23 protein-coding genes are annotated in these 21,720 nt (G+C 60.2%); 13 read left to right on the top strand and 10 right to left on the bottom strand.

Going from position 1 to position 21,720, the window contains the following annotated elements:
• Positions 1–143: 143 nt before the first annotated feature.
• Positions 144–851, top strand: coding sequence for a CAP domain-containing protein (locus K2Q04_RS18770; protein WP_291166382.1), 708 nt, complete (start codon positions 144–146; stop codon positions 849–851).
• 72 nt (positions 852–923) lie between these two features.
• Positions 924–1,214: a hypothetical protein gene (locus K2Q04_RS18775; RefSeq protein ID WP_291166383.1), complete on the top strand. Its 291-nt coding sequence runs from the start codon at positions 924–926 to the stop codon at positions 1,212–1,214.
• Positions 1,215–1,291: 77 nt separating this feature from the next.
• Here K2Q04_RS18775 and K2Q04_RS18780 read toward each other — a convergent pair whose 3' ends face one another.
• Entirely contained in the window at positions 1,292–2,086 is a 795-nt protein-coding gene (locus K2Q04_RS18780; protein ID WP_291166385.1) for an SDR family oxidoreductase, read from the bottom strand.
• Positions 2,087–2,336: 250 nt separating this feature from the next.
• Here K2Q04_RS18780 and K2Q04_RS18785 point away from each other — a divergent pair, with 250 nt between their 5' ends.
• Entirely contained in the window at positions 2,337–2,816 is a 480-nt protein-coding gene (locus tag K2Q04_RS18785; RefSeq protein ID WP_291166387.1) for a CYTH domain-containing protein, read from the top strand.
• A gap of 16 nt (positions 2,817–2,832) precedes the next feature.
• Here K2Q04_RS18785 and K2Q04_RS18790 read toward each other — a convergent pair whose 3' ends face one another.
• A complete protein-coding gene (locus K2Q04_RS18790; RefSeq protein ID WP_291166389.1) occupies positions 2,833–3,846 on the bottom strand; it encodes an AraC family transcriptional regulator in 1,014 nt (337 codons plus the stop codon).
• A gap of 136 nt (positions 3,847–3,982) precedes the next feature.
• Here K2Q04_RS18790 and K2Q04_RS18795 point away from each other — a divergent pair, with 136 nt between their 5' ends.
• Entirely contained in the window at positions 3,983–4,441 is a 459-nt protein-coding gene (locus K2Q04_RS18795; protein WP_291166391.1) for a regulator, read from the top strand.
• On the opposite strand, the gene K2Q04_RS18800 is transcribed toward K2Q04_RS18795, so the two are convergent.
• Positions 4,438–5,526 (bottom strand): L,D-transpeptidase, encoded by a 1,089-nt coding sequence (locus tag K2Q04_RS18800; RefSeq protein ID WP_291166393.1) that lies wholly within the window; start codon positions 5,524–5,526, stop codon positions 4,438–4,440. The genes K2Q04_RS18795 and K2Q04_RS18800 overlap by 4 nt on opposite strands.
• Positions 5,527–5,790: 264 nt before the next feature.
• The gene (locus K2Q04_RS18805) at positions 5,791–6,066 is read right to left on the bottom strand and encodes a metal-sensitive transcriptional regulator (RefSeq protein ID WP_291166395.1); all 276 of its coding nucleotides are present in this window, start codon (positions 6,064–6,066) and stop codon (positions 5,791–5,793) included.
• Between the two features lie 96 nt (positions 6,067–6,162).
• Between K2Q04_RS18805 and K2Q04_RS18810 the strand changes: the two genes are divergently transcribed.
• On the top strand, positions 6,163–8,544 hold the full coding sequence (locus K2Q04_RS18810; protein WP_291166397.1) for a heavy metal translocating P-type ATPase: 2,382 nt from the start codon (positions 6,163–6,165) through the stop codon (positions 8,542–8,544).
• 43 nt (positions 8,545–8,587) lie between these two features.
• On the opposite strand, the gene K2Q04_RS18815 is transcribed toward K2Q04_RS18810, so the two are convergent.
• Complete coding sequence (locus K2Q04_RS18815; RefSeq protein WP_291166399.1) at positions 8,588–9,301, bottom strand: MgtC/SapB family protein; 714 nt, start codon at positions 9,299–9,301, stop codon at positions 8,588–8,590.
• A 194-nt stretch (positions 9,302–9,495) separates the two neighbouring features.
• Here K2Q04_RS18815 and K2Q04_RS18820 point away from each other — a divergent pair, with 194 nt between their 5' ends.
• Positions 9,496–11,286 (top strand): hypothetical protein, encoded by a 1,791-nt coding sequence (locus tag K2Q04_RS18820; protein WP_291166401.1) that lies wholly within the window; start codon positions 9,496–9,498, stop codon positions 11,284–11,286.
• A gap of 123 nt (positions 11,287–11,409) precedes the next feature.
• Here K2Q04_RS18820 and K2Q04_RS18825 read toward each other — a convergent pair whose 3' ends face one another.
• Complete coding sequence (locus tag K2Q04_RS18825; RefSeq protein WP_045835921.1) at positions 11,410–11,619, bottom strand: cold-shock protein; 210 nt, start codon at positions 11,617–11,619, stop codon at positions 11,410–11,412.
• 386 nt (positions 11,620–12,005) lie between these two features.
• On the opposite strand from K2Q04_RS18825, the gene K2Q04_RS18830 reads away from it, so the two are divergent.
• From K2Q04_RS18830 to K2Q04_RS18845, 4 genes are all read left to right on the top strand, one after another.
• Entirely contained in the window at positions 12,006–12,884 is an 879-nt protein-coding gene (locus K2Q04_RS18830) for an NAD(P)-dependent oxidoreductase (RefSeq protein ID WP_291166404.1), read from the top strand.
• Between the two features lie 167 nt (positions 12,885–13,051).
• Positions 13,052–14,401 carry a cytochrome P450 gene (locus K2Q04_RS18835; RefSeq protein WP_291166406.1) on the top strand — a complete coding sequence of 450 codons (1,350 nt, stop codon included), beginning with the start codon at positions 13,052–13,054 and terminating at the stop codon, positions 14,399–14,401.
• A 76-nt stretch (positions 14,402–14,477) separates the two neighbouring features.
• Positions 14,478–15,239, top strand: coding sequence for a glucose 1-dehydrogenase (locus K2Q04_RS18840; RefSeq protein WP_291166408.1), 762 nt, complete (start codon positions 14,478–14,480; stop codon positions 15,237–15,239).
• 80 nt (positions 15,240–15,319) lie between these two features.
• Positions 15,320–16,189: an SAM-dependent methyltransferase gene (locus K2Q04_RS18845; RefSeq protein ID WP_291166410.1), complete on the top strand. Its 870-nt coding sequence runs from the start codon at positions 15,320–15,322 to the stop codon at positions 16,187–16,189.
• Between the two features lie 108 nt (positions 16,190–16,297).
• On the opposite strand, the gene K2Q04_RS18850 is transcribed toward K2Q04_RS18845, so the two are convergent.
• Both K2Q04_RS18850 and K2Q04_RS18855 read right to left on the bottom strand, forming a co-directional pair.
• Positions 16,298–16,477 carry a DUF1328 family protein gene (locus K2Q04_RS18850; RefSeq protein WP_092868114.1) on the bottom strand — a complete coding sequence of 60 codons (180 nt, stop codon included), beginning with the start codon at positions 16,475–16,477 and terminating at the stop codon, positions 16,298–16,300.
• A 143-nt stretch (positions 16,478–16,620) separates the two neighbouring features.
• Complete coding sequence (locus K2Q04_RS18855) at positions 16,621–17,061, bottom strand: MarR family winged helix-turn-helix transcriptional regulator (RefSeq protein WP_291166413.1); 441 nt, start codon at positions 17,059–17,061, stop codon at positions 16,621–16,623.
• A 186-nt stretch (positions 17,062–17,247) separates the two neighbouring features.
• On the opposite strand from K2Q04_RS18855, the gene K2Q04_RS18860 reads away from it, so the two are divergent.
• From K2Q04_RS18860 to K2Q04_RS18870, 3 genes are all read left to right on the top strand, one after another.
• On the top strand, positions 17,248–18,096 hold the full coding sequence (locus K2Q04_RS18860) for an alpha/beta hydrolase (protein ID WP_291166415.1): 849 nt from the start codon (positions 17,248–17,250) through the stop codon (positions 18,094–18,096).
• A 13-nt stretch (positions 18,097–18,109) separates the two neighbouring features.
• On the top strand, positions 18,110–18,631 hold the full coding sequence (locus tag K2Q04_RS18865; RefSeq protein WP_291166418.1) for a DUF302 domain-containing protein: 522 nt from the start codon (positions 18,110–18,112) through the stop codon (positions 18,629–18,631).
• Positions 18,632–18,792: 161 nt separating this feature from the next.
• On the top strand, positions 18,793–19,050 hold the full coding sequence (locus K2Q04_RS18870; protein WP_291166420.1) for a hypothetical protein: 258 nt from the start codon (positions 18,793–18,795) through the stop codon (positions 19,048–19,050).
• A gap of 99 nt (positions 19,051–19,149) precedes the next feature.
• Here the strand turns inward: K2Q04_RS18870 and K2Q04_RS18875 are convergent, their stop codons facing one another.
• Together K2Q04_RS18875 and K2Q04_RS18880 are read right to left on the bottom strand one after the other, a co-directional pair.
• Positions 19,150–20,682, bottom strand: a complete 1,533-nt coding sequence (locus K2Q04_RS18875) for an acyl-CoA carboxylase subunit beta (protein ID WP_291166422.1) — start codon at positions 20,680–20,682, stop codon at positions 19,150–19,152.
• A 137-nt stretch (positions 20,683–20,819) separates the two neighbouring features.
• A complete protein-coding gene (locus K2Q04_RS18880) occupies positions 20,820–21,515 on the bottom strand; it encodes a DUF2750 domain-containing protein (RefSeq protein WP_291166423.1) in 696 nt (231 codons plus the stop codon).
• Positions 21,516–21,720 lie beyond the last annotated feature (205 nt).

The following is a 21,720-nucleotide window of genomic DNA, read 5'->3' on the forward strand; positions in this document are numbered from 1 at the left end:
GCAAGCCGGCATTTGCCGCTGCCGGTGCCTCGCGGCCACTCTTCCACAATGAGGGGATTTGCATCTGGACGTGACCGATGGCGCCAAGGTATCCCCGCGGCTAGATTTTCGACGATAAAAGCTCAGCAGGATCGCAATTCGTAATGGCTGCACTGGTGCCCGACCTGCCGCAGGTCGAACAGCACATCGTCGATCTCACGAATAAGGCGCGGCAAGAACAGAAGCAGCCGGCTTTAAAAATCAACGCGTTGCTGGCGAAGGCGGCGCGTGCCTACGCCGAGCGGGTGGCGCGCAGCGGCACGTTCTCCCATACAGCCGACGGCCGCACGCCGGCTCAACGCGCGGAAAGTGCAGGCTATAAGCATTGCGATATTGCCGAAAATCTCGCGATGGATCAGGACAGCCAGGGCTTCGATACCGGCGCTCTTGCTCTCCAAGCGGTTGCGGGCTGGATGAATTCACCACCGCACCGCGCCAACATCATGAGGGCTTCCGTCACCGAAATCGGCGTTGGCGTCGCGCGTGCCCCTGGACCGAAGCCTAAGTTCATTGCCGTCGAACTCTTCGGACGGCCTCAGACAGAAATCTACAGCTTCAAACTGTTCAATTTATCGAACACTGGCGTCAGTTATTCGTTCGACGGCAAGACGCGCGACTTGAAGCCCAACACGTCGGTTTCCATCACCGCCTGCTCTCCGGGCGAACTTGTCCTATCGAAACAAGGCGGATGGTTTTCGGAGACCGCAGAAATCGGCCGTACACGCCCTGAGAACAAGAAGGTTTACACGTTGAAATCGAGCGCCACCGGCGGGACGACGCTCGAAATTTCCGCCCCCAGGCAAACGCCTTAGGGGCCAGTCATCTCTCCCGGCGAGGAACACTTTCCGAGCCCGCGCGTTTCCACTTATTCCTTTGAAGCAGGAATGAGAGACATCATGGAAGCACGCCACCTCATGATTTACCTGGGTCTCAGCACCCTGGCCGTCATTGCAGTCGTCGGCGGAGTTGCCGCGTACCAGCGCACTCAATCCGACGTTCTAATCGATGTTCCCGCCGTTCGCGTCGAAACCAACAAGGCGACCGGCGAGACGAAAGTCGATGCGCCCTTCACGCACGTTGAAAAAGACAGCCTGGGAACGCGCGTAGAGGCGCCCGGCGTAAAAATCGAAGTTCCTAACCGGGCGCGCTCCGCTGACCCCGAACCCTCCCACTAGGCATTCGGTCACTAGGCATTCGGTCGAGCCGCGCTTATGAGCCGCCCGCCACAGCGACGGGCGGCTTTTTTTGGGGCCTAGCCGATTGTTCTCAGGATGCCGCCTTCGACACGGAGCGCCGCGCCGTTCGTGGCGGACGCTTCCTTCGATGCGGCGTAGACGACCATATTCGCGACTTCCTCCACGGTTGCGAAGCGCTGGAGGAGCGACGCAGGCCGATGAGTTTGAACGAAGGTTGCAGCCATCTCGTCGGGCGTCTTGCCTGTAGCGGCGGCCATCTCGTTCAGAAATTGCTCGACGCCCTCGGATCGCGTCGGACCCGGCAGTACGGCGTTGACGGTGACATTCGTTCCGGCCGTCAGCTGAGCGAGGCCTTGCGTCAGCGAGAGTTGAGCCGTTTTCGTCAATCCGTACTGGATCATCTCCGGCGGGATATTCACGGCCGACTCCGACGATATGAAAATGATCCGGCCCCAGTTTCGTTCGAGCATGCCGGGCATGTAGGCGCGCGACAGACGCACGCCCGACATCACGTTCGTTTCGAAGTAGCGCGACCAGTCGGCGTCTGTAATTTCGAAGAACGGCTTCGGTTCGAAGATGCCGGCATTGTTGATCAGGATATCGACGGACGGAACAGCCTTCGCGAGCGCGTCACAGCCTGCGGCTGTCGATACGTCGGCGGCAACTCCGGTGACGGCCGCTGCGTTGACGCTGGCGTGGATTGCCGCGATGCCTTTATCAACCGTTTCCTGCTTCCGGCCGTTGACCACGACTTTCGCCCCCGCTTGCGCCAAGCCCTTCGCGATCGCGAGGCCGATGCCGCCCGTGGACCCCGTAATGACCGCCGTCTTATTCGTGAGATCTACCTTCATGGGATCAATCCAATTGTCATTGATGCTGCTTCACGCCGGAATTTGAATAATTTCAAATGGCTGTCAGGCTTTCATGGCGACGTGTATCCTCGTGAGCTCTAGCACGGGCGAAGTTTCGGTATCATGCCGATTTACCATCACGGCGGATACGCAATCTTTGCATACATCCATTACGGTGGACTTCGGCGATAGGCGCCCTACCTGTCTGGAGGCGTCAGCCATTTAACACGCGCGGCTGGCCGGAGAGCGAATGGCAATCGAGATTGAGCGAAAATTTATTGTACGCGACGACGGCTGGCGGCAATCCGAGATCGGCTCTGCGCCAATCGAGCAGGCCTATTTTGCGCGCACTCCGCAGGTCAAGTGCCGCATCCGCATCTTTGGCGACAACGCCTACATCACGTTGAAGAGTGCGGCGGGGGGACTGTCGCGCCACGAATTCGAATATAAAATCCCCGAGGCCGACGCCGTCGAGATGATACGAGAGTTCAGCATCGAACCGCCCATCACGAAGGTTCGCTACGACGTTCCCTTCAAGGGCAACATCTGGACCGTCGACGTATTCGGCGGCGCGAACGACGGCTTGGTGCTAGCCGAGATCGAATTGAAGAGCGCCGATCAGTCGGTTGCCCTTCCTCCATGGATCGGGGAAGAGGTGACGAACAATCCCCGCTATGAAAATTCGAGCCTTGCCCGCACGCCATTCACGACCTGGGCGAAAGGTGACTAGTCGCGGAATCCCGACTTCAGATGCGGGGCGCCGCCTGGCGATAGGCACTCGGCGATAGCCCCGTCCAACGGCGGAATGCACGGGTGAAATGCGCGGGGTCGGAATAGCCGAGCCTCAGCGCGATATCGGTGACTGCTGTTTCGCTCTCCAGCAGCAGCCGCTTCGCGTTGCGGCTCAACAGATCATCCACCAGTTCGACGAACGAGGTGCCATGCGCGCTCAACCGGCGTTGAAGGGACCGGGACGTCGTTCCAAGCTTGGCGGCAACCCAATCGATGCGGGGATAGCCCTCGTGCAACGCAAGTTCGGTCACCGCCGCCGCCGTCGCCAGGACGTCGCTTTGGCGGGGAACGGGCGGCTCGCTGCCCGCATCGCATTGATCCGACGCCGATCTTCCCGAATAGATCGTGTTTTCGAGGATGGACGCTTCGAACTCGATGGCCGGAACGGCGTGGCCGTGCGAGATGTTCGTCCCGAAAATGTCTTCAAGCGGAGCGCGGGGCGAGCCAAGGGGTAGCGCCGTCATCACCCCGCTCGGGCGCCATCTCGGTCCCGCATACACGCGCACCACATCGATGGCGTATCCCAATGCGAGAAATTCGTTGTGGTGGCGCCCTTCCGTCTCCGGCTCGATGAACTCGATCGACCAACGGACGCGCGCTCCGTGACGGGAGACGGTGAGGACCGTCGACGTCTGCAGCATCACGTTCAGGCCGACATGAGCGCGCAGCATCGCCTGGCCCAGTGTCTCGGCCTTACATACCCAAGCTCCGAATGCGCTCAGATCCTCGCTCCTCACGGCTTGGCCGAGACGCGCGCCGAAATAAGCGTCGCCGGTATCGCGAGCCGCCTTCTCGAGCAGGCGAAACTGTTCCCGAAGCGGCACAATCAATTCCCGCTGCTCGAGAATTGCGAATGGCAAATCGACCTTGCGAAGAACGCGTGCGATCGAACCGCCCTGACATTCCATGAACGTCGCGATCGGGCCGAGGGAGCTCGCTCGTGTTACTCCTGAAAGACGAGGCGCCATGCACACTGCCTAATGTAAATTAGGACGAATTTGGCGCAAAATGGCAAGCGGGCGAAAGGCCTTCAAGTCACGTTGGCGTTATGAGCGAGCATCATTGATGCGTGCATTCACGTCTAACAAGGAACCGGGGTGCCCCATGAACACTGTCCTACACCCAACGCCCGCGATGACCGTTCCGTTCGAAGATCATATTACTTGGCACACGCTCGACGGTTTTCCGCACCTCGCCTATCACATTTGCGCAGTCGATGAGCAAAAACGCATCGTCGATATTCTGTTCAAGTTCGACGCCAATGCCCAGATTGTGCTGCACCGGCACAGGGCCGACTACATCACGCTGACGCTCCGCGGGGAGCTGCGCATTTACAGCGCCAACGGCCAATTAAAGGAGATCCGCCCGACGGGGGCTTATGTTGCAGGCGCCGCGAACGGTGAGCCGCATCGCGAAGGCGGGGGCAATGAGGACGTGATCGCGTTCTTCAGCAACCGCAATGTCGAAGGCGTCGTCTACGAAATTCTAGACGACAATCTCAATACGATTGCGACGCTCGGCATGGAGGAATTCAAAGCCCTCCACGCCGCGCAACGCGCTTAGTGCCAGCCGTTGTAGGGATCGTAATCGTCAGCCGGCGTCGTCGCACCACGATTATACGTTCGCGGAGGCGACGCCGCTTTTGCTGTCGCCGCTCGAGGCGCAGAGGCTTTTGAGTTTGACGCGATCTTGCCACTGAGCGACCGGATGACCGTCACTTCGGTTCCAACACGCACGAGCGACGCGAGATGCAGAACATTTTCGTTCAGCATGCGGAAGCAGCCGGAGGATTCCGCTTTGCCGATCGACTTCGGGTCATTGGTGCCGTGAATCCGATAAAGCGTATTGCCGAGATAGATGGCTTTTGCGCCGAGCGGATTGCGAATACCGCCGAGCATGCGCTCCGGCAGCTCAGGCTTACGCCGCCGCATGTCGGCGGGCGGATACCAATCCGGCCAATCGGCAACGCGCGAGACCTTTTCCTTGCCTGTCCATGTAAAGCCCTGGCGGCCGACGCCGATGGAATAGGCATAGGCCGACGTCGCGCTCAGCACGTAATAGAGCTTGCGCGCCCCGGTATCGATGACGATCGATCCTGGTGAATAGGGTCCGCTGAATGCCACCTGTGCCGGAGCAACGGCGCGGATGTAGGGCTTGTCGCCGCCATTGCTTCCAGGTGTCTTGCTGAGACGGGCTTCTTCGTCAACGGAGGGCGCGGCGTCCCAGGCACCGTAATCATCGCGTTCGTCGTAGCGCGACGCCGGATATCGCGAATCGTTGAAGTAATCGCGATCGGTCGGTCTCGGATCGCTGTAACGACGACCGTCGTAACGGGCGCCATCTCGATCGTCGCCGTAATCGGGATCGCCGTTGTAACGCGGATCGTAGCGGCGCGGATCGTCGACGCGATTGCCGGCACGATTGTCGGCGCGGGTGTCGCTTCTCGGCCCATCGCGACGATCGAAGTAGCGATCCTCAGCATCGCGATCGCTCTCCGCGGGATCAGCGTAGCGATCATCGTCGTCCGGCACGACTTGCAATGGCGGACGGCGTGGGCCGTCCCAAGGGTCCCATTGCTGCGCCGATACTTGGCTTGCACCGCCGGCAATCGCCGTCGCCGCAGCGAACGCAAAAAACAAGGCTTTCATAGAACCCCCGCAACTTTGCTTAACCCATGACCGGAATACACGTCACTCAGCCAACACCGGCGTCGTCTGTCCGGTTCCGCAAGTCGCGACGATGGTGGGTGATGTCGTCATTCGCGTGGCGAACCGATGGCGGCGCGCGCGGTTGGATTACAAATCGCGTTACGAAACCCGGAGTTCGGGAAAGATGTTAGGTCAACGGGTGCACAAGAATTTACCGACGCAAGCAAGCGTTGTTGTCGGCCTTATTTGCACGCTCGTTTCCAGTCAGCGCGACGTTCGCCCTAGCACTTCCATCAGCTCGGCAACCTTCCGGCGCTGATCGGCTGTATCGCCGCTCTGGATGGCGTGCTCCACGCAGTGGGCTACGTGATCGCGCAGAACCTCTTCCTCGACGCGGCGGAGAGCCGCCCGGACGGCTGAAATCTGCGTCACGACGTCGATGCAGTACCGCCCCTCCTCCACCATTTTGGCGAGGCCGCGAACCTGACCTTCGATGCGGTTCAGGCGCTTTAGACAGGCGGCTTTGGTTTCTTTTTCCATGCCTTGACGTATACCCTATGGGGGTATATCTGTCAATGCCGAACAACGATGGTCTCGGCGCCCCCGCACGCGTCGAGTTCAGCAAGGAATTGCATCATGACTGCTGACGAACCGAGAACAGGACCCGAGCAGAGCGTTCCTGCAAAGAGCTGCTGTTCGCACAATCACGCAGCGCCCACACACGCCGGCCATGTGAAAGACCCGGTGTGCGGCATGACCGTTGACCCGCACACGGCGAAGCATCGCGCAGATCATGCCGGGAAGCCCTATTATTTCTGCAGCGCCGGATGCCGGACCAAGTTCGTCGCTGACCCAATCAAGTATCTGAAGCCCGAAACGGCAAAAGCGGAGCCCGTTCCCGCCGGCACGATCTACACGTGCCCGATGCATCCGGAGATTCGGCAAGTGGGCCCAGGCTCGTGCCCTATCTGCGGCATGGCGCTTGAACCCGAACTCGTTACCGCCGAAGCTCAACCCAACGCCGAACTTGAGGACATGACGCGGCGGCTGTGGATTGGCGCGGCGCTCGCCCTTCCCGTTTTCATCCTCGAGATGGGCAGTCACCTTTTCAACTTGCATCACATCATCAGTCCGACGGTGTCGAACTGGGTGCAGTTCGCGCTCGCGACACCCGTCGTGCTCTGGGCGGGATTTCCGTTCTTCGAGCGCGGCTGGAAATCGCTCGAGACGCGCAATCTCAACATGTTCACGCTGATCGCGCTCGGCACGGGCGTCGCGTGGATCTATAGCGTCGTCGCCACGCTGCTCCCGGGCCTCTTCCCGCCGTCGCTTCGGGGGATGGATGGCGCCGTGCCGGTCTATTTCGAAGCGGCTGCCGTCATCACTGTGCTCGTTCTCGTCGGGCAGGTCCTGGAACTTCGGGCCCGCGAGCAAACGAGCGGGGCTATCCGCGCGCTTCTCAATCTCGCTCCGAAAACGGCCCGTCTGCTCAAGGCCGATGGCTCGGACGAAGAGGTACAGATCGAGGCGATTTCGGTCGGCGACCGTCTGCGCGTTCGTCCTGGTGAGCGCATCGCCGTCGACGGCAGCGTCGTCGATGGCAAGAGCAACGTCGATGAATCGATGGTGACGGGCGAGCCGCTTCCCGTTTCGAAAGGTGTCGGAGCGAAAGTCATCGGCGGCACGATCAACGGATCGGGCGCGCTTATCATTCGCGCCGAAAAGGTCGGCCGCGATACGATGCTCGCGCGCATCGTGCAAATGGTCGCCGAAGCCCAGCGCAGCCGTGCGCCCATTCAGCGCCTCGCCGATCAGGTCGCCGGATGGTTCGTGCCGCTCGTCGTTGCCGTTGCGGTACTTGCGTTCGCGGCCTGGATGACGTTCGGCCCCGAACCGCGCTTCTCGTACGCGCTCGTTGCTGCCGTTTCCGTGCTGATCATCGCCTGCCCTTGCGCGCTCGGGCTCGCGACGCCGATGTCAATCATGGTCGGCGTCGGCCGCGGCGCGCAGTCCGGCGTGCTGATCAAGAATGCCGAGGCTCTCGAGCGCATGGAGAAAATCGACACGCTCGTCGTCGACAAGACCGGCACACTGACGGAAGGCAAGCCGAAGGTGACCGCGATCCGCACCACATCGTCGATCGGCGAGGCCGATCTCTTGCGGCTCGCGGCCAGCCTCGAGCAGGCGAGCGAGCATCCGCTCGGCGCAGCCATCGTGCTCGAAGCCAGGGATCGAAATATTGCACTATCGGATGTTCGCGATTTCGCTTCGCCATCGGGCAAAGGCGTGTCCGGCCTCATCGACAATCGCAACGTCGTCATCGGCAATCGAACGATCTTCGAAGAGGCTGGTATCGATACGTCGGCTCTTGCCGGCGATGCGGACAAACTTCGGCGCGATGGCGCAACGGCGGTTTACGTCGCCATCGACGGCAAAGCCGCGGGCATCATTGCGGTCGCCGATCCGATCAAGGCGACGACGCTGTCAGCTGTTCGCAAGCTCAAGGCCGACGGCGTCCATGTCGTGATGCTCACTGGCGACAACGCGACAACGGCCAAGGCCGTCGCCGCCAAGCTCGGCATCGACGACGTGAAGGCCGACGTTCTGCCTGAGGATAAGGCCAACTTCGTCGCTGAACTGAGAAGCAAGGGCCGCGCGGTGGCGATGGCCGGTGACGGCGTCAACGATGCGCCGGCGCTCGCCGCGGCCGACGTCGGCATCGCGATGGGAACGGGCACGGACGTTGCCATCGAAAGCGCCGGCATTACCCTCGTCAAAGGCGACCTCGAAGGGATCGCACGAGCGCGGGAGCTCTCGGAAGCAACGATGTCGAATATCCGGCAGAACCTGTTCTTCGCATTCGTCTATAACGCGGCGGGCGTGCCGATTGCTGCGGGCATTCTGTACCCGGTCTTCGGATTGCTGCTCTCCCCGGTCATCGCGGCGGCGGCGATGGCGCTGTCGTCGGTAAGCGTGATTGCGAATGCGCTTCGGCTTCGCCACACCGACATCGGCTAGTTGCGATGTATCGTTGCGATGTGCCGGCAAAGGACGCACGCATTCAGTGCAGTGCCTCTCTGATCACCTCGAACGAGCGCACTTCATAGGCCGGATGGAGATTGTTCAGGATCTCGAGTGGCGGCTCGTCGATTTCGGGCCGCCTCCAGCGGAGATCGAACGTGAGCAGGGTGCGCCCCGGCTCCTTGACGTGATCTACTCCCTGAAATCGCGCTCTGAAGCCCGAGCCGCGCAAAAGCTCGACCAAGTCGGGGAACGGAGGACGGTCGGCGGTCGACGCAACGACGAGCTGCGCCCGCTGATCGCGGGGGATGCGGATGTCGATCCAGGGGAGCGCCGCGAGCGTCAGGATTATCAAAACCGTTCCAACGCAGCCGAGTATCAGCTGGCCGCCGCCAAAGCAGATGCCGAGGACGCTCACCGCCCAAATTGTTGCAGCGGTCGTGACGCCCGAGACCAAATTTTCGCGTTTCAGAATGACGCCGCCGCCGATGAAGCCGACGCCCGTGAGGATGCCGAGCGGCAGGCGCATCACGTCCATGGTCGTGAACGTGTCCGGTGTCTTGCCTGCAAGGCCGAGCAAGATGTTGGCTTGGCTCGTCGCGATGCAGGCGGCAAGGCCGACCAGGACCGTGGTGCGCAGCCCCGCACTGTGGCTGGCACTCTCCCGGTTCAGACCGATCAAGAAGCTCGCAATCAGCGTTAGTATCAAACGCACCGTGATATCGAGAGCGGTAGGATGTAAGTGCATTTCCATCGATGAATTTCCTCCCGCCTTAAGACCGGTACGTCACATTTCGGATGCCGTCGCGACAATCAAAATCATTAACTTCATCAGCGTAAATTTGGCGCCCTCTGGCCGTTTGAGCCGCTGTCATTTTACCTCTCGTAGATGAGCTTCGGGCCCGCTATTTTTCCCACACCAACAATATCAAGATCCGGTGGATTGCCATGACACGCCACCGCCTGCTGCTTATCGGACTGCTCGTCTGGGCTCTCGCGATGATCCTGCCGGATTTTGCGCGCGTGGTGCGTCCGCTTGGATCGTTTGGATTTTACGCCGACAGCAACGGCTTGATCTATGACGTCAGGGGGCCTTTCGAGAACGAAGCCAAGTCCCCTGCCTGGCAAGCGGGCGTGCGCCCCGGAGATCGCCTCGACTTCTCGCGGATGCGCTGCATCCCCTATGATCCGTATGTTTGCACAAGCACGATAACATCCGTCGGTGGCAACGAATATGTGCTGCCAGGACGGCAGACGACCATCGACCTCCTCCCGACAGCGACCGAGGGCGCGCGCGACGTGACGCTGATCGCCGTGCCGCGCCCGACGAATTGGTACGCTCGTCTGGTTTTGCTCCTCGACCAGATCGCGGGCATTGCGGTCATCCTTGGAACCGGCTGGCTCGTCTGGACGCGGCCAAGCCGCATGACGTGGGGCTTTTTCCTCTATGTGATCTGGTACAATCCCGGGCAGGCCTACGAGTTTTATGCGCAGTTGCAGCGCTGGCCCCTTTTGCTTCTGGGGCAAAACGCACTCGGAAGCATTTCACAAGCGGCGGGCTATGCGGGTCTTCTCGTCTTCGTGATGCGGGCGCCGACGGGCTCGATCCAGCCGCAGTGGGTGCGTTTCGAGAGGGCCATTCTCGCGCTTACTCCCGTCGTTGCGGTCGTGCTGATGACGGCCTACGGCAGCTCATTCGGCTTTCAAACCGAGCTTGTGAGCCGCCTGACGATCCTCTTCGGTATTATCGTCAGTATCACGGCAGTCGCCATCTTGCTGGCGAGACGGCGAACACTTTCCCCCAAGGACAATCAGCGTCTCAGGTGGGTTATGTGGGGCTGTCTGATCGGGCTGCCGGCATTCGTCCTTGCCGATCTCAACGAGTACACGACGCTTCTGACCGCCTGGAACGGGCTCGTAATGTCGGAGGACGTTGCCGGTCTTCTCTATCTGCTCAACGGCGTCCTCTGCCTCTTCGTCGTGGAAGCCGTGCGTCGCGACCGCGTCGTGAGTGTCGCGATACCGCTGCGGCGCGTCACCCTCCTCGCCCTGTTGATGAGCGTTCCGGCGCTCATTCTCCATCAGCAGGCGGAGCATCTGCATGAGCTCGTCGAACTGCCGGGCTGGTCGTGGTTCGGCATCGGCGCCGTCGTTCTCTTCGTCATCGGCCGGCTGCATGAATGGTCGGTCGAGCTGGCCGATCGCTTTTTTAACCGCTCGCTCGACAAGTCGGCGAAAGCGATCGGAGACGCATTGTCGCGTGCTAAGACACCGGCCGAGATCGACCGGCTTCTGGCGGACGGCGTCCTGCGGGCGTTGAAATTGTCGTCCGCGGCGACCTTTCGGGAGACGGACACGGCCTTTCGACGCTTCGATAACAGTGCCGGCTGGGATGATAAAGCCGTGCGCGATCTCCGCATCGGCGGCGCGACAATGGAAAATCTGCGCCAAGGCGAGGCAAGCCGCCTCGATAAGTCGGCAGCCACGGCAGCGGGTTTTCCGAGCGGGCTCGATTTGCCCATCCTGGCGGTTCCGGCTGCGAACCGCGTCCACTGCTATGCGGTGATGCTTTACGGCCCGCACGTGTCGGGGACCGATATCGATTCCAACGAACGGGACATGCTCGTGGAACTTGGCCAGCATGCGGCGGATGCCTATGCGCGCGCCGAGAATGAGGAACTCCGGAAGACGATTGCGGAGCTCAAGACTGCACCCGGCTTACAGCCCGGGCGGGCGTGACGGAGACCGGGAATGCAAAAAGCCGCGATTACGCATGCGTACCCGCGGCCTTATATCATCTAACTCGAAAGCGAAACGTGACTGCTGGCCAGACTTTTGGCCCTACCAGCAGCTGGACGTCACTTAAGCGTTCTGAATGACGCTAACGGCGATCTTGCCCGAACGGCGATCGGTTTCCGTTTCGAAAGCGACCTTCTGGCCCTGCGAAAGGCCGCGCATGCCGGCGCGCTCAAGAGCGGTCGCGTGCACGAATACGTCGTTTCCGCCCTGGTCCGGAGCAATGAAGCCGAAGCCCTTCTGGTCGTTATAGAATTTCACGGTACCCGTGATCATAGAATGTTCCTTTTAAGCCGTAGTTTTTGAGGCTGACGCATGCGTCAATATGATCGCGTGCGCCGACCTCAGTTCGATTTTGGAAAGACGTCTGTGCGCTTGGCTGCGCCAGAGGCGGAGTGCCTCGCAATATCCGGCCAAAGTTCGATGGGTCGTCGATAGCACGCATGAGCCCGGTTGGATACCGCTACTTTTTGGCTTCCGATCAACTTTTTACCTCAAGCAGGGTTCCGTTTGCCGGCTCTGGAACAAACCATAAGGCCTAATTGTCTATTCGGGAGCTTGACGGGTTGGGCGAAGCTAGGTGCCGCCTTTCCGCGTTGTAGCGGCCGAAAAACGGGCCGTATGCTCTCCCTCAAGAGGCACCATCTCAGCTGCGAGGCTTCATGAACGTCGGTTTTATCGGACTGGGCCATATGGGCTCCGGCATGGCTGCGAATCTGCTCAAGGCCGGACACGATGTCACCGTCTATAATCGGACCCGTGCAAAGTCTGACGCGCTGGCGTCGAAAGGGGCGAAGGTCGCCCTGACGCCCGGAGACGCGTGCAAGGGCGACGCCGTTTTCACGATGCTCGCAAATGACAGGGCCGTTGAGGAGGTGGTTTACCAAGACCACGGCGTGCTTGCGTCGTTGAAACAGGGCGCCGTCCATATTTCGTCGAGCACGATCAGCGTGGCGCTATCGAAGAAACTCGCGGATGACCACGGCAGACGAGGCCAACGCTACGTTGCGGCTCCCGTGTTCGGCCGTCCGGATGCTGCCGCCGCCGCAAAGATCTTTGTCGTCGCCGCAGGAAAAAGCGATACGTTGAAAGGCGTGTCCCCTCTCCTCGACGCCGTCGGGCAAAGGACGTTCACGATTTCCGAGCAGCCGGAAGCGGCGAACATCGTCAAACTCAGCGGCAATTTCCTCATCGCAACGGTGATTGAATCGCTTGGCGAGGCGATGGCCCTCGTCGGGAAAGCGGGCGTCGATAAGCATCAGTATCTCGAGGTACTGACGTCAACGCTGTTCGGCGCTCCAATCTACAAGACTTACGGGACACTGCTCGCCGACGCCAAGTTCCAGCCCGCGGGCTTTGCGGCTCCGCTTGGATTGAAGGACATCGAACTTGCTCTGGCTGCGGGCCAGGAATTGCGTGTCCCTCTGCCGATCGCCAGCCTGCTCAGGGATCGCTTTCTGACATTGCTCGCCAACGGCGGCGACAATCTCGATTGGTCCGCCATCGGCGGGCTTGCAGCAAAGGACGCAGGGGCCATGTAATTTTCCTTTGCATCGCGGCGCTCAAAACCGGATATTTTGCATCGACAGAGATAGCGGACGCAGTCGGCGGCTATCTCGATTTTTTTTTAAATTCTATTGGCCTTCGATATTCAGAAGAGGGTCGTGTTCTTCTGATCGCCGGAGTTTTCTGCTGGGACGGTGCCGTCATGAGCAGGTCCATTACGATTGCAAAAGCTGGGCTTCCGCCGGGTCCCAAAGGCACCCTGATCGGAGGCAACATCTCCCAGATCGGGCCGCGCCGCGTCGATTTCTTTCTCGACCTTGCGCGGACATATGGCTCCATCGCCAGTTTTCGTGCCGGCCGGTGGCGCCTCTTTCTCGTCAGCGATCCAGAGCTTATCCAGCAGGTTCTGGTCACCGATGCGCGCCACTACATCAAGCACTTCGGTGCTCGCGCATTCAAGCCCATCCTCGGCAACGGCCTCGTGACGAGTGAAGGCGGTTTCTGGCTCAGCCAACGCCGCCTCATGCAGCCGGCATTCCTCAAGGCGCAAGTGCTGTCCTACGCGCCGATCATGGCCGAGCTTGCGAACGCGATGGTTTCGAAATGGTCTCCCGGTCAGGCTGTCGATCTCGAGTACGAATTCAGCATACTGACAAGCGCCATCGCCCTCAAAACGCTTTTCGGCCTCGATGACCGGGGCGATCACGAAGGCGTCTATCGAAGTCTGATGGAGGCTTTCGATCTCCTGACTATACGGCTCGACGCGACTTTCACTCTACCGATCTTTTTTCCTACTCCGGCCAACATCAAGATACGCCGCGCCGTCGCGCGCGTCATAGATCTCATCGATGACTTCATCGCGCGGGGGAGATCTCGCCCGCTTGGCAACGACCTGCTTTCAACGATGATCATGGCCCAGCGCGAGGACGGCTCGCGGATGACCGACCAACAGCTTCGTGACGAAGCGATGACGCTCTATCTCGCCGGTTACGAAACGACGGCGCTGACGCTGACCTGGAGCTGGTATCTCCTCTCGCAACATCCGAGCGCCGAACGGAAACTCGCCGACGAGTGGGCTCGCGTGCTCGGCGGACGAACTCCGACAGCCAGTGACCTCGCAGCCCTCCCCTACACTGCGGCAGTCATCAATGAAGCGATGCGGCTCTATCCTCCCGTCTACGCCATCGGCCGCGAAGCGACGACTGATCTCGAACTCGGCGGATACCGCGTCAAGCGCGGCTATACGATCCTGATGAGCCAATGGGTCAGTCACCGCGATCCAAAATATTTTCCGGAACCCGAGCGGTTTTTGCCGGAGCGATGGCTCGATGGATTGGCGACGCGTCTCCCGAAATTCGCTTATTACCCGTTCGGTGGTGGCCAGCGCCTTTGTATCGGAAGCCATTTCGCGACGATGGAAGCGGCGATTGTCCTTGCGGCCGTCGGGCAAAAATACGGGTTTACGATTGCCCCCGACGCGGTGATCGATATCAAGCCGCAAATCACATTGCCGCCCAAGTACGGCATGCCGGCAACGCTCGAACTTCGTTGACGCATTCACGCAACTCGCGTCATTCACTGCGCGTCAATGCACATCGCCGCGTCCGCAGCCAATCGGGATTTCACACATGAGCGCAAAGGTCGTTGCAATTACAGGCGGTGCTCAGGGCATCGGCCGTGCCATCAGCTATGCCTTCGCCGCAGCGGGATATGCCGTCTCGATCGCCGATCCCGCGGAGGATGCCGGCGAGGAAGCGGCGGCGCATATTCGAAACCTCGGCGCACGGTGCCTCTACGAACGCGCGGACACATCGCAGGAGATCGACGTTCAGCGCTGGATCGCCCGGACCGTCAAAGACCTTGGTTGTCCGCATGTGCTCGTCAACAATGCGGGCATCCTCGCCAATCGGCCGTTCCTCGAACTTCCGATTGCGGAATTCGATCGCGTGCAGGCAGTCAACGTCCGCGGCACGGTGCTTTGCTCGCAAGCCGTCGCGCGAGAAATGGTGAAGCACAAGCACGGCGGCGCCATCATCAATATCTCGTCGACGCGCGCTTTCATGTCGGAGCCAGGCACAGAAGCCTATACAGCGTCAAAGGGTGCAATCTCCGCGCTCACGCACGGCATGGCGATCAGTCTCGGCCCCGCTGGCATTCGCGTGAATTCGATAAGCCCGGGCTGGATCGAGACGAGCGACTGGCAATTCTCGGGGCGAGCGAAAAAACCTCACCATTCGAAGACCGACAACGATCAGCACCCAGTCGGCCGCGTTGGCGTACCGGAAGACATCGCCAAGGCGTGCCTGTTTCTTGCGGACAGCGCCGATTTCATGACCGGGCAGAACATCACCATCGACGGCGGTATGACTGTGAAGATGATTTACGCATGATTTGAGGGGTTTGAACGCAAAATCGTCACGGGAATTTGGGAATAAAGAATCGCGCCGCATATTGATCAGGGCAAACCCTCGTGACGAACACCATTATCGAGAACGTCTCTGATACCGCTTTCTGGGTCGCGCATTACCGGAGCATCGAGACGAGCCGGAACGATGCGCTTTTTCGCGATCCGCTCGCAGGTATCCTCGCGGGACACCGGGGAAAGTTGATCGCGGACTCCATGCCCCGGGGCTTCATGACGTCATGGGTCATCGCGATACGGACGCGCATCATCGACGATTTCATTCACGATGCCGTCGCTCAAGGCGTCGACACCATTCTCAATCTCGGCGCGGGGCTGGACACGCGTCCGTATCGCATGGATCTCCCCTCTTCGTTTCAATGGATCGAAGCCGACTATCCCGACGTGATTGCGTACAAGGAAGAGCGGCTCTCGGCAGAAACGCCGCGTTTCAAGCTCAAGCGCATCAAATGCGACCTGGCGGACGACGACGCACGGCGACGGCTCTTTGCCTCGACGAATGCGCAAGCCGGGAAGTTGCTCGTTCTGACCGAAGGGGTCATTCCGTATTTGACCCCCGAGCAAGCAGGGGCCCTCGCCGAAGATCTCAGAACTCTCGATCGTGCCGCAGGTTGGATCGTCGACTTCTTTTCGCCGGAACTGATCAAAACGCGCGAGCGGATGATGGCCGGACGATTGAAGAATGCGCCCTTCCGATTTCAGCCAGCCGACTGGTTCGGGTTCTTCGAAACCCGCGGCTGGCGCACAGACGAACTGCGCTATTTAGGCGAGGAAGGCGACCGCCTCGGCAGGCCGATCGAGATACCGCCGGTCGGCAAAGCGATAGTCATCATACAAATGCTGTTCATGTCGAAGGCGCGCAGGGAGCGGTTTCGCAAAGCGGCTGGCTACGCGATGCTTAGACCCACTTCGAATTAGCTCGAGATTGAATTGGGACATAGGAAACAAGGCCCCGGCACACTGCTGCGCCGGGGCCTCGAGCGGTTCCATCGAACAACCGCACCTTTGGCTCGTCACCAAAGATATCTAAACGCCTCTCCTCAGAACGCTTGCGAGAAGGCCCACAACGATGAACACGACGGCAACCACCAGCAGCAGGTGCGCGCCAGACATCGCGGTGCCCGCCACGCCGCCAAAGCCGAGGGCAGCGGCAACGATCGCGACAATTAGAAAAACGATCGCGTAATAAATCAGATTACCACCCATGTGGTCCTCCATATCAATTCATTCGAGGAGGCAACGCACGCCGGACTCATCGGGTTCCGTGGGCGTGGAGGGTCAATTTCTGCACCGCAATGGGGAACTGCAAACCCTGTACGGACCAAGTTCCAGCTGATGCCGCTGCAGCGTTAAGGACTACCCGTAAACGCCCTTCGGAAATCCTCGGACGATAGTTCTTCGAGGACAGCGCGAAGATCGGCTGCTCGCTTATCGCCAAACGTCTTTTCGAAACGCCGTTGCGCATCGGCCCAAAGCTTGCTCGTCTGCTCGAGCTTTTTCCGGCCGGCCTTCGTCAGCGTCACGCGCTTGACGCGGCGATCGTTCTTGTCGGGCACCAAGGCGACGTAGCCATCACGGATCAGCGGCTTGAGCGTGTGGCTCAGTGCCGACAAGTCCATGACGATTTCCGCCGCGAGTTCGCGGAGCGCCGGCTCTCGCATGATGTCGATTTGGGCCAGCAGTCCGAACTGAGTTGCGCGGAGACCGCTTGGCGCGAGCGCGTCGTCATAGACCTGCCCCAGCATGCGGCTGGCGCGGCGGAGCATCGAATTATTGCACTCGCGTGTCATTTGGAACCTCGGCCAAACAATCTGGCGTAACGGCAAAAAAATCTCAAGGCATATGCCACTGATTTTCTTCGCCTAAATCGTGTGTGGCTTTGGTGAATGTCTGACCGCGATGAAAATGCGCTTGATTTTCGTCCGTATCCGCCCTTCATTGCTGGCATATGCCAGTAATATTATCGGAGATGTTTCATGCTCGGCAAAGTGACCGCGACGACAGTTGCAACGCAGACAATCGAGGGCGCCAACGGCGTTCGCTACGCCTATCGCCGTTTTGGCAATGGGGGCGACGTTCCGCTCGTTCTATTTCAGCATTTTACGGGAACGCTTGATTTCTGGGATCCGGCGTTGCTCGACGCGCTCGCGGCCGAGCGCGAGGTCATCATCTTCAACAATACCGGTGTCGGCTCAACCAGCGGCACTACGCCGAGCACGGTCCAGCAGATGGCGCGCGATGCGTTGACCTTCATAGACGCGCTGAAACTTCGCAAAATCGACGTTCTCGGGTTTTCGCTCGGCGGCTTCATCGCGCAGGACATCGCGCTTGCGCGTCCGCGCCTCGTCCGCCGTCTCGTTCTGGCAGGAACCGCGCCGCAGGGCGGCCCCGGCCTTCACGGTTGGCGGCAAGACATCTATGATGCCACGCATACGGATAATCCTGGCGCGGGCACCCTGCTCTACATCATGTTCAAGCAGACGCCGACCAGCCAAGCGAAGGGCAACGAGTATCTCGGCCGCTTCATGGAGCGGAAGGATCGCGACGCTCCCGGAACACTTGCTACGCGCGACGCGCAGTACGATGCGGTGGTGGAATGGGGCATCCCGGACCACAACAAGCTGGAGCGCCTCGCGGCCATTACCCAGCCAACGTTCGTCGCGAACGGCGACGCCGATTACATGTGTCCGACGCGCCTTACCCATCTGATGGGCGGCCTCATTCCGAACGCCCGGGTGAAGATCTACCCCGACGCCGGACACGGCTTCCTCTGGCAGCACCACGGGGAGTTCGCAGCCGACGTAAATGCGTTTCTAGCGAACTGAGGAGCGCTTGAAAATGAAGGCCGAGGCCAAGATGGAAACACTTCCGTTCACCGGCAAGCGCATCGTCGTTCGGACCCCACGTGGTATTGACGACGTGCTGAACCGGCTTCGCGGCGTCATGGGATCTTCCACCGTTCCCGACATCCTGGCGTTGGCGAAGTCACAGCCCAGCGAAGCGGAATTCGCTCGACAAGTCGAAGAGCGTTTCGTTGGTGAAAGCGGCTTCATGCTGTTTCATGTCATTGATCACAGCGGCTGGCTGCCGATCTACGGCATCAAACAGCGGGCCGTGCGATGGATCCTCGGCAATCCGCTGTTGGCGATCACGATGATCCGTCACGACATCACCGCAGGGCTTTTTGCGCCCGTCGAGCTGCTCGTGACGGACAATCCCGAAGGCGGAGGCTCGACGATAACGTACGTGTTGCCGTCGTCTCTTATGGTCATCGAGGAGAACAAGCCGCTGCTCGATGCGGCGCTCGATCTCGACAAGAAGCTCGCCGCTTTGGTCGCACACGGCGCCGGAACTCATTGAGGTGTCGATTGCGGCGGGCATCATCCATTCGAGCAAAACCCGATCTTCCAATCTTTTCGGGCGCATTCGATCGTCGCCCGAGAAACTGGTTAACGCGTTGAAACCATAACGCCGCGAGCAGGTTTGCTTTGAGGTTGCGCAGACCGCAAAGGAGATGATGAATGAAGCTTGCGACAACGGCTGCACTCTTGGGCGCTAGTATGCTCGCGTTCACGGCGACGACGGCATCGGCCGATATCGTCTGCAACGGTGACGGCGACTGCTGGCACGTCAAAGAGCGCCACAAATACTCCCCGGATCTGCATCTTCAGGTGCATCCGGACGGCTGGAAGTGGCGGGAATCCGACGCTGCGCACCACAGATGGCGTGAGCACGAGGGCCACGGCTATTGGCGCAGCGGCGTGTGGGTCGACTTGTAAGATTTACGAGATCGCCAAGCGCACAAAATAAAATGTCATCCTCGGGGTGAGCCCGAGGATGACATCAACGTTTCGTCTGCTCGCGATGTCAGGGAAGCGTCACAACGGAATGTTGTCGTGCTTCTTCCACGGGTTCTCGAGGGTCTTGTTCCGCAGCATATTCAGCGCGCGGCAGAGACGCTTTCTCGTTGCTGACGGCGTGATGACTTCGTCGATGTAGCCGCGCTCGGCCGCAACGAAGGGGTTCGCGAAGCGCTTTTTATATTCGTCGATGCGAGTCTGGATTTTCACGGGGTCAGAAAGCTCGGAACGATAGAGAATTTCCGCCGCGCCCTTGGCACCCATGACGGCAATTTCAGCGGTCGGCCATGCGTAATTCACGTCGCCGCGGATGTGCTTCGAGCTCATCACGTCGTAGGCGCCGCCGTAGGCCTTGCGGGTAATGACGGTCACTTTCGGCACGGTCGCTTCCGCATACGCAAAGAGCAGCTTTGCGCCATGCTTGATCAAGCCGCCATATTCCTGAGCGGTTCCGGGCAGGAAGCCCGGCACGTCAACGAAGGTTACGATGGGGATATCGAAGCAGTCGCAGAAGCGAACGAAGCGGGCGGCCTTTCGCGAGGCGTCGCTGTCGAGAACGCCGGCGAGGACCATCGGCTGGTTCGCAACGATGCCGACGGTTGAGCCTTGCATGCGCGCGAAGCCCGTGACGATGTTCTTCGCGAAGGCTTCCTGGATTTCGAAGAAGTCGGCTTCGTCGACGACCTTCAGGATCAGTTCCTTGATGTCGTAGGGCTTGTTCGGGTTGTCCGGGATCAATGTATCGAGCGAGTGATCGAGCCGGTCCGGACTGTCGTGGCTCGGAATTTCAGGGACGCCTGCCTTGTTGCTCGACGGCAGGAAATCCATCAACCGGCGCATCTGCAGGAGCGCTTCGAGATCGTTCTCGTATGCCTTGTCGGCGATCGACGACTTCGTCGTGTGAACCTTGGCGCCGCCGAGTTCTTCCGCCGTCACGTTCTCGTTCGTGACGGTTTTGACGACGTCGGGACCGGTGACGAACATATAGCTCGTGTCTTTCACCATGAAGATGAAGTCGGTCATCGCGGGCGAGTAGACGTCGCCGCCTGCGCATGGGCCCATGATCACCGAGATCTGGGGAATGACGCCCGATGCCAGAACGTTGCGCTGGAATACTTCGCCGTAACCGCCGAGGGCATCGACACCCTCCTGAATACGGGCGCCGCCGGCATCGAAAACACCGACGATCGGCGCGCGGTTCTTGAGCGCCATATCCTGGATCTTGGTGATCTTCTTGGCGTGCGTCTCTGAGAGCGAGCCGCCCATGACCGTGAAGTCCTTGGCGAAAACGTAAACGACGCGGCCGTTAATCGTGCCCCAGCCGGTAACGACGCCGTCTCCCGGGACTTTCGTCTTTTCCATTCCGAAGTCGGTGCAGCGGTGCTCGACGTACATGTCGAACTCTTCGAACGAGCCTTCGTCCATCAGAAGCTCGATGCGTTCCCGCGCCGTCAGCTTGCCTTTGGCGTGCTGGGCGTCGATCCGGGCGCGGCCACCGCCGAGACGGGCGTTGTCGCGACGCTTCTCAAGCTCATCGATAATGTCTTTCATGGAACCCCTGGGCTGGCTCGGGAGAAATATGCTGGAACGGCTCTCTAGCATGGCTCCGATGCAGCGCAAACGGTGAGTTGTCGCGAGCCCCGGGATGGGGTTCCGGCAGTCGCCTCAGGCTTGAAATCAGCCGTTTTTCAGGGGTGCGAGGCCGGGTCAGTGGCAAGACGGGTGGCCAGATCTGCGATCTTTACCTCAACGAAGCCGGCGCCTCGGATCGGCTCAATCACGATCGCATGCCCTCGTCCGGCCGCCCAAGCCAACGTCGAGCCCACGAAGTCGGCGATCGGATCGGCGACGACGCGCTTCCCGGCCAGCTTTTTCATGTGGGCTTCGGCGTCGGAACGGGCGGAGAAGACGTGCAGCCGTTCGGCCGACCGCGGCTTCTCCGTGCCCGGCGTCAACATGGGGCTGTCCTCCCCGCCAACGTAATAGACCTCGCCTTTTTGGCGGGCGGCGGCGGCGTAAAGAGGCACGGCCTCCAACTTCAGCCGGATGATGAGATCTCGCGGATCGATCTCGGCCTCAATCGGGTCCGAAACCCAATCGGTGCCGACGAAGCCTTTCGCCGTCGCGATACCCGGCAGGATGTCGGTCACGAAGACTTCGAGCGTGATGTCCTGAAGCTTGCCGTTGCCGGCCAGCGCCTCGGCCCAGCGCTCGGCTTCGATGGGGCTCGACCAGAAGAGCTGGACCGTGCGCCCCGAAACTTTCTGCGAGGGAACGGAAGCGATCTCTTCGTCGGCGAGGGTTAGCACGCGACCTTCGGCCACCGCCCGGCGGATGAACCGGTCGCGTTGCGCGAGCTCTGGAATGCGTGGCGCATTGAGCATGAGTGTCGGTTCCGTCACCCCGAATCAGTGTGGGAAATGTTGGCGCGAAATGCGCGTTAAGAGCAAGCCGGTCTCGCGTGCAACTCGCCGATTACCAAATATTCCGATCGGGCAACGGCGGCCCCCGCCCTTGATTTGCCGTCCGCGACGCCATAAATTCGGTTCTTCAATAGCTTGGAGTGGCTTGGACGCGATCCGTCAGCCG

This window comes from Hyphomicrobium sp., from assembly GCF_019753045.1.
Taxonomy (GTDB): Bacteria; Pseudomonadota; Alphaproteobacteria; order Rhizobiales; family Hyphomicrobiaceae; genus Hyphomicrobium_B.

Excerpts from the sequence above, each read along its gene's own strand:
- K2Q04_RS18835 (WP_291166406.1), top strand. The coding sequence starts at position 13,052 with ATGAGCAGGTCCATTACGATTGCAAAAGCTGGGCTTCCGCCGGGTCCC.
- K2Q04_RS18855 (WP_291166413.1), bottom strand. The coding sequence starts at position 17,061 with ATGACACGCGAGTGCAATAATTCGATGCTCCGCCGCGCCAGCCGCATG.
- K2Q04_RS18815 (WP_291166399.1), bottom strand. The coding sequence starts at position 9,301 with ATGGAAATGCACTTACATCCTACCGCTCTCGATATCACGGTGCGTTTG.
- K2Q04_RS18775 (WP_291166383.1), top strand. The coding sequence starts at position 924 with ATGAGAGACATCATGGAAGCACGCCACCTCATGATTTACCTGGGTCTC.
- K2Q04_RS18840 (WP_291166408.1), top strand. The coding sequence starts at position 14,478 with ATGAGCGCAAAGGTCGTTGCAATTACAGGCGGTGCTCAGGGCATCGGC.
- K2Q04_RS18795 (WP_291166391.1), top strand. The coding sequence starts at position 3,983 with ATGAACACTGTCCTACACCCAACGCCCGCGATGACCGTTCCGTTCGAA.
- K2Q04_RS18825 (WP_045835921.1), bottom strand. The coding sequence starts at position 11,619 with ATGATCACGGGTACCGTGAAATTCTATAACGACCAGAAGGGCTTCGGC.
- K2Q04_RS18780 (WP_291166385.1), bottom strand. The coding sequence starts at position 2,086 with ATGAAGGTAGATCTCACGAATAAGACGGCGGTCATTACGGGGTCCACG.
- K2Q04_RS18880 (WP_291166423.1), bottom strand. The coding sequence starts at position 21,515 with ATGCTCAATGCGCCACGCATTCCAGAGCTCGCGCAACGCGACCGGTTC.
- K2Q04_RS18875 (WP_291166422.1), bottom strand. The coding sequence starts at position 20,682 with ATGAAAGACATTATCGATGAGCTTGAGAAGCGTCGCGACAACGCCCGT.
- K2Q04_RS18800 (WP_291166393.1), bottom strand. The coding sequence starts at position 5,526 with ATGAAAGCCTTGTTTTTTGCGTTCGCTGCGGCGACGGCGATTGCCGGC.
- K2Q04_RS18790 (WP_291166389.1), bottom strand. The coding sequence starts at position 3,846 with ATGGCGCCTCGTCTTTCAGGAGTAACACGAGCGAGCTCCCTCGGCCCG.
- K2Q04_RS18870 (WP_291166420.1), top strand. The coding sequence starts at position 18,793 with ATGAAGCTTGCGACAACGGCTGCACTCTTGGGCGCTAGTATGCTCGCG.
- K2Q04_RS18770 (WP_291166382.1), top strand. The coding sequence starts at position 144 with ATGGCTGCACTGGTGCCCGACCTGCCGCAGGTCGAACAGCACATCGTC.
- K2Q04_RS18820 (WP_291166401.1), top strand. The coding sequence starts at position 9,496 with ATGACACGCCACCGCCTGCTGCTTATCGGACTGCTCGTCTGGGCTCTC.
- K2Q04_RS18805 (WP_291166395.1), bottom strand. The coding sequence starts at position 6,066 with ATGGAAAAAGAAACCAAAGCCGCCTGTCTAAAGCGCCTGAACCGCATC.
- K2Q04_RS18785 (WP_291166387.1), top strand. The coding sequence starts at position 2,337 with ATGGCAATCGAGATTGAGCGAAAATTTATTGTACGCGACGACGGCTGG.
- K2Q04_RS18865 (WP_291166418.1), top strand. The coding sequence starts at position 18,110 with ATGAAGGCCGAGGCCAAGATGGAAACACTTCCGTTCACCGGCAAGCGC.
- K2Q04_RS18860 (WP_291166415.1), top strand. The coding sequence starts at position 17,248 with ATGCTCGGCAAAGTGACCGCGACGACAGTTGCAACGCAGACAATCGAG.
- K2Q04_RS18830 (WP_291166404.1), top strand. The coding sequence starts at position 12,006 with ATGAACGTCGGTTTTATCGGACTGGGCCATATGGGCTCCGGCATGGCT.
- K2Q04_RS18850 (WP_092868114.1), bottom strand. The coding sequence starts at position 16,477 with ATGGGTGGTAATCTGATTTATTACGCGATCGTTTTTCTAATTGTCGCG.
- K2Q04_RS18810 (WP_291166397.1), top strand. The coding sequence starts at position 6,163 with ATGACTGCTGACGAACCGAGAACAGGACCCGAGCAGAGCGTTCCTGCA.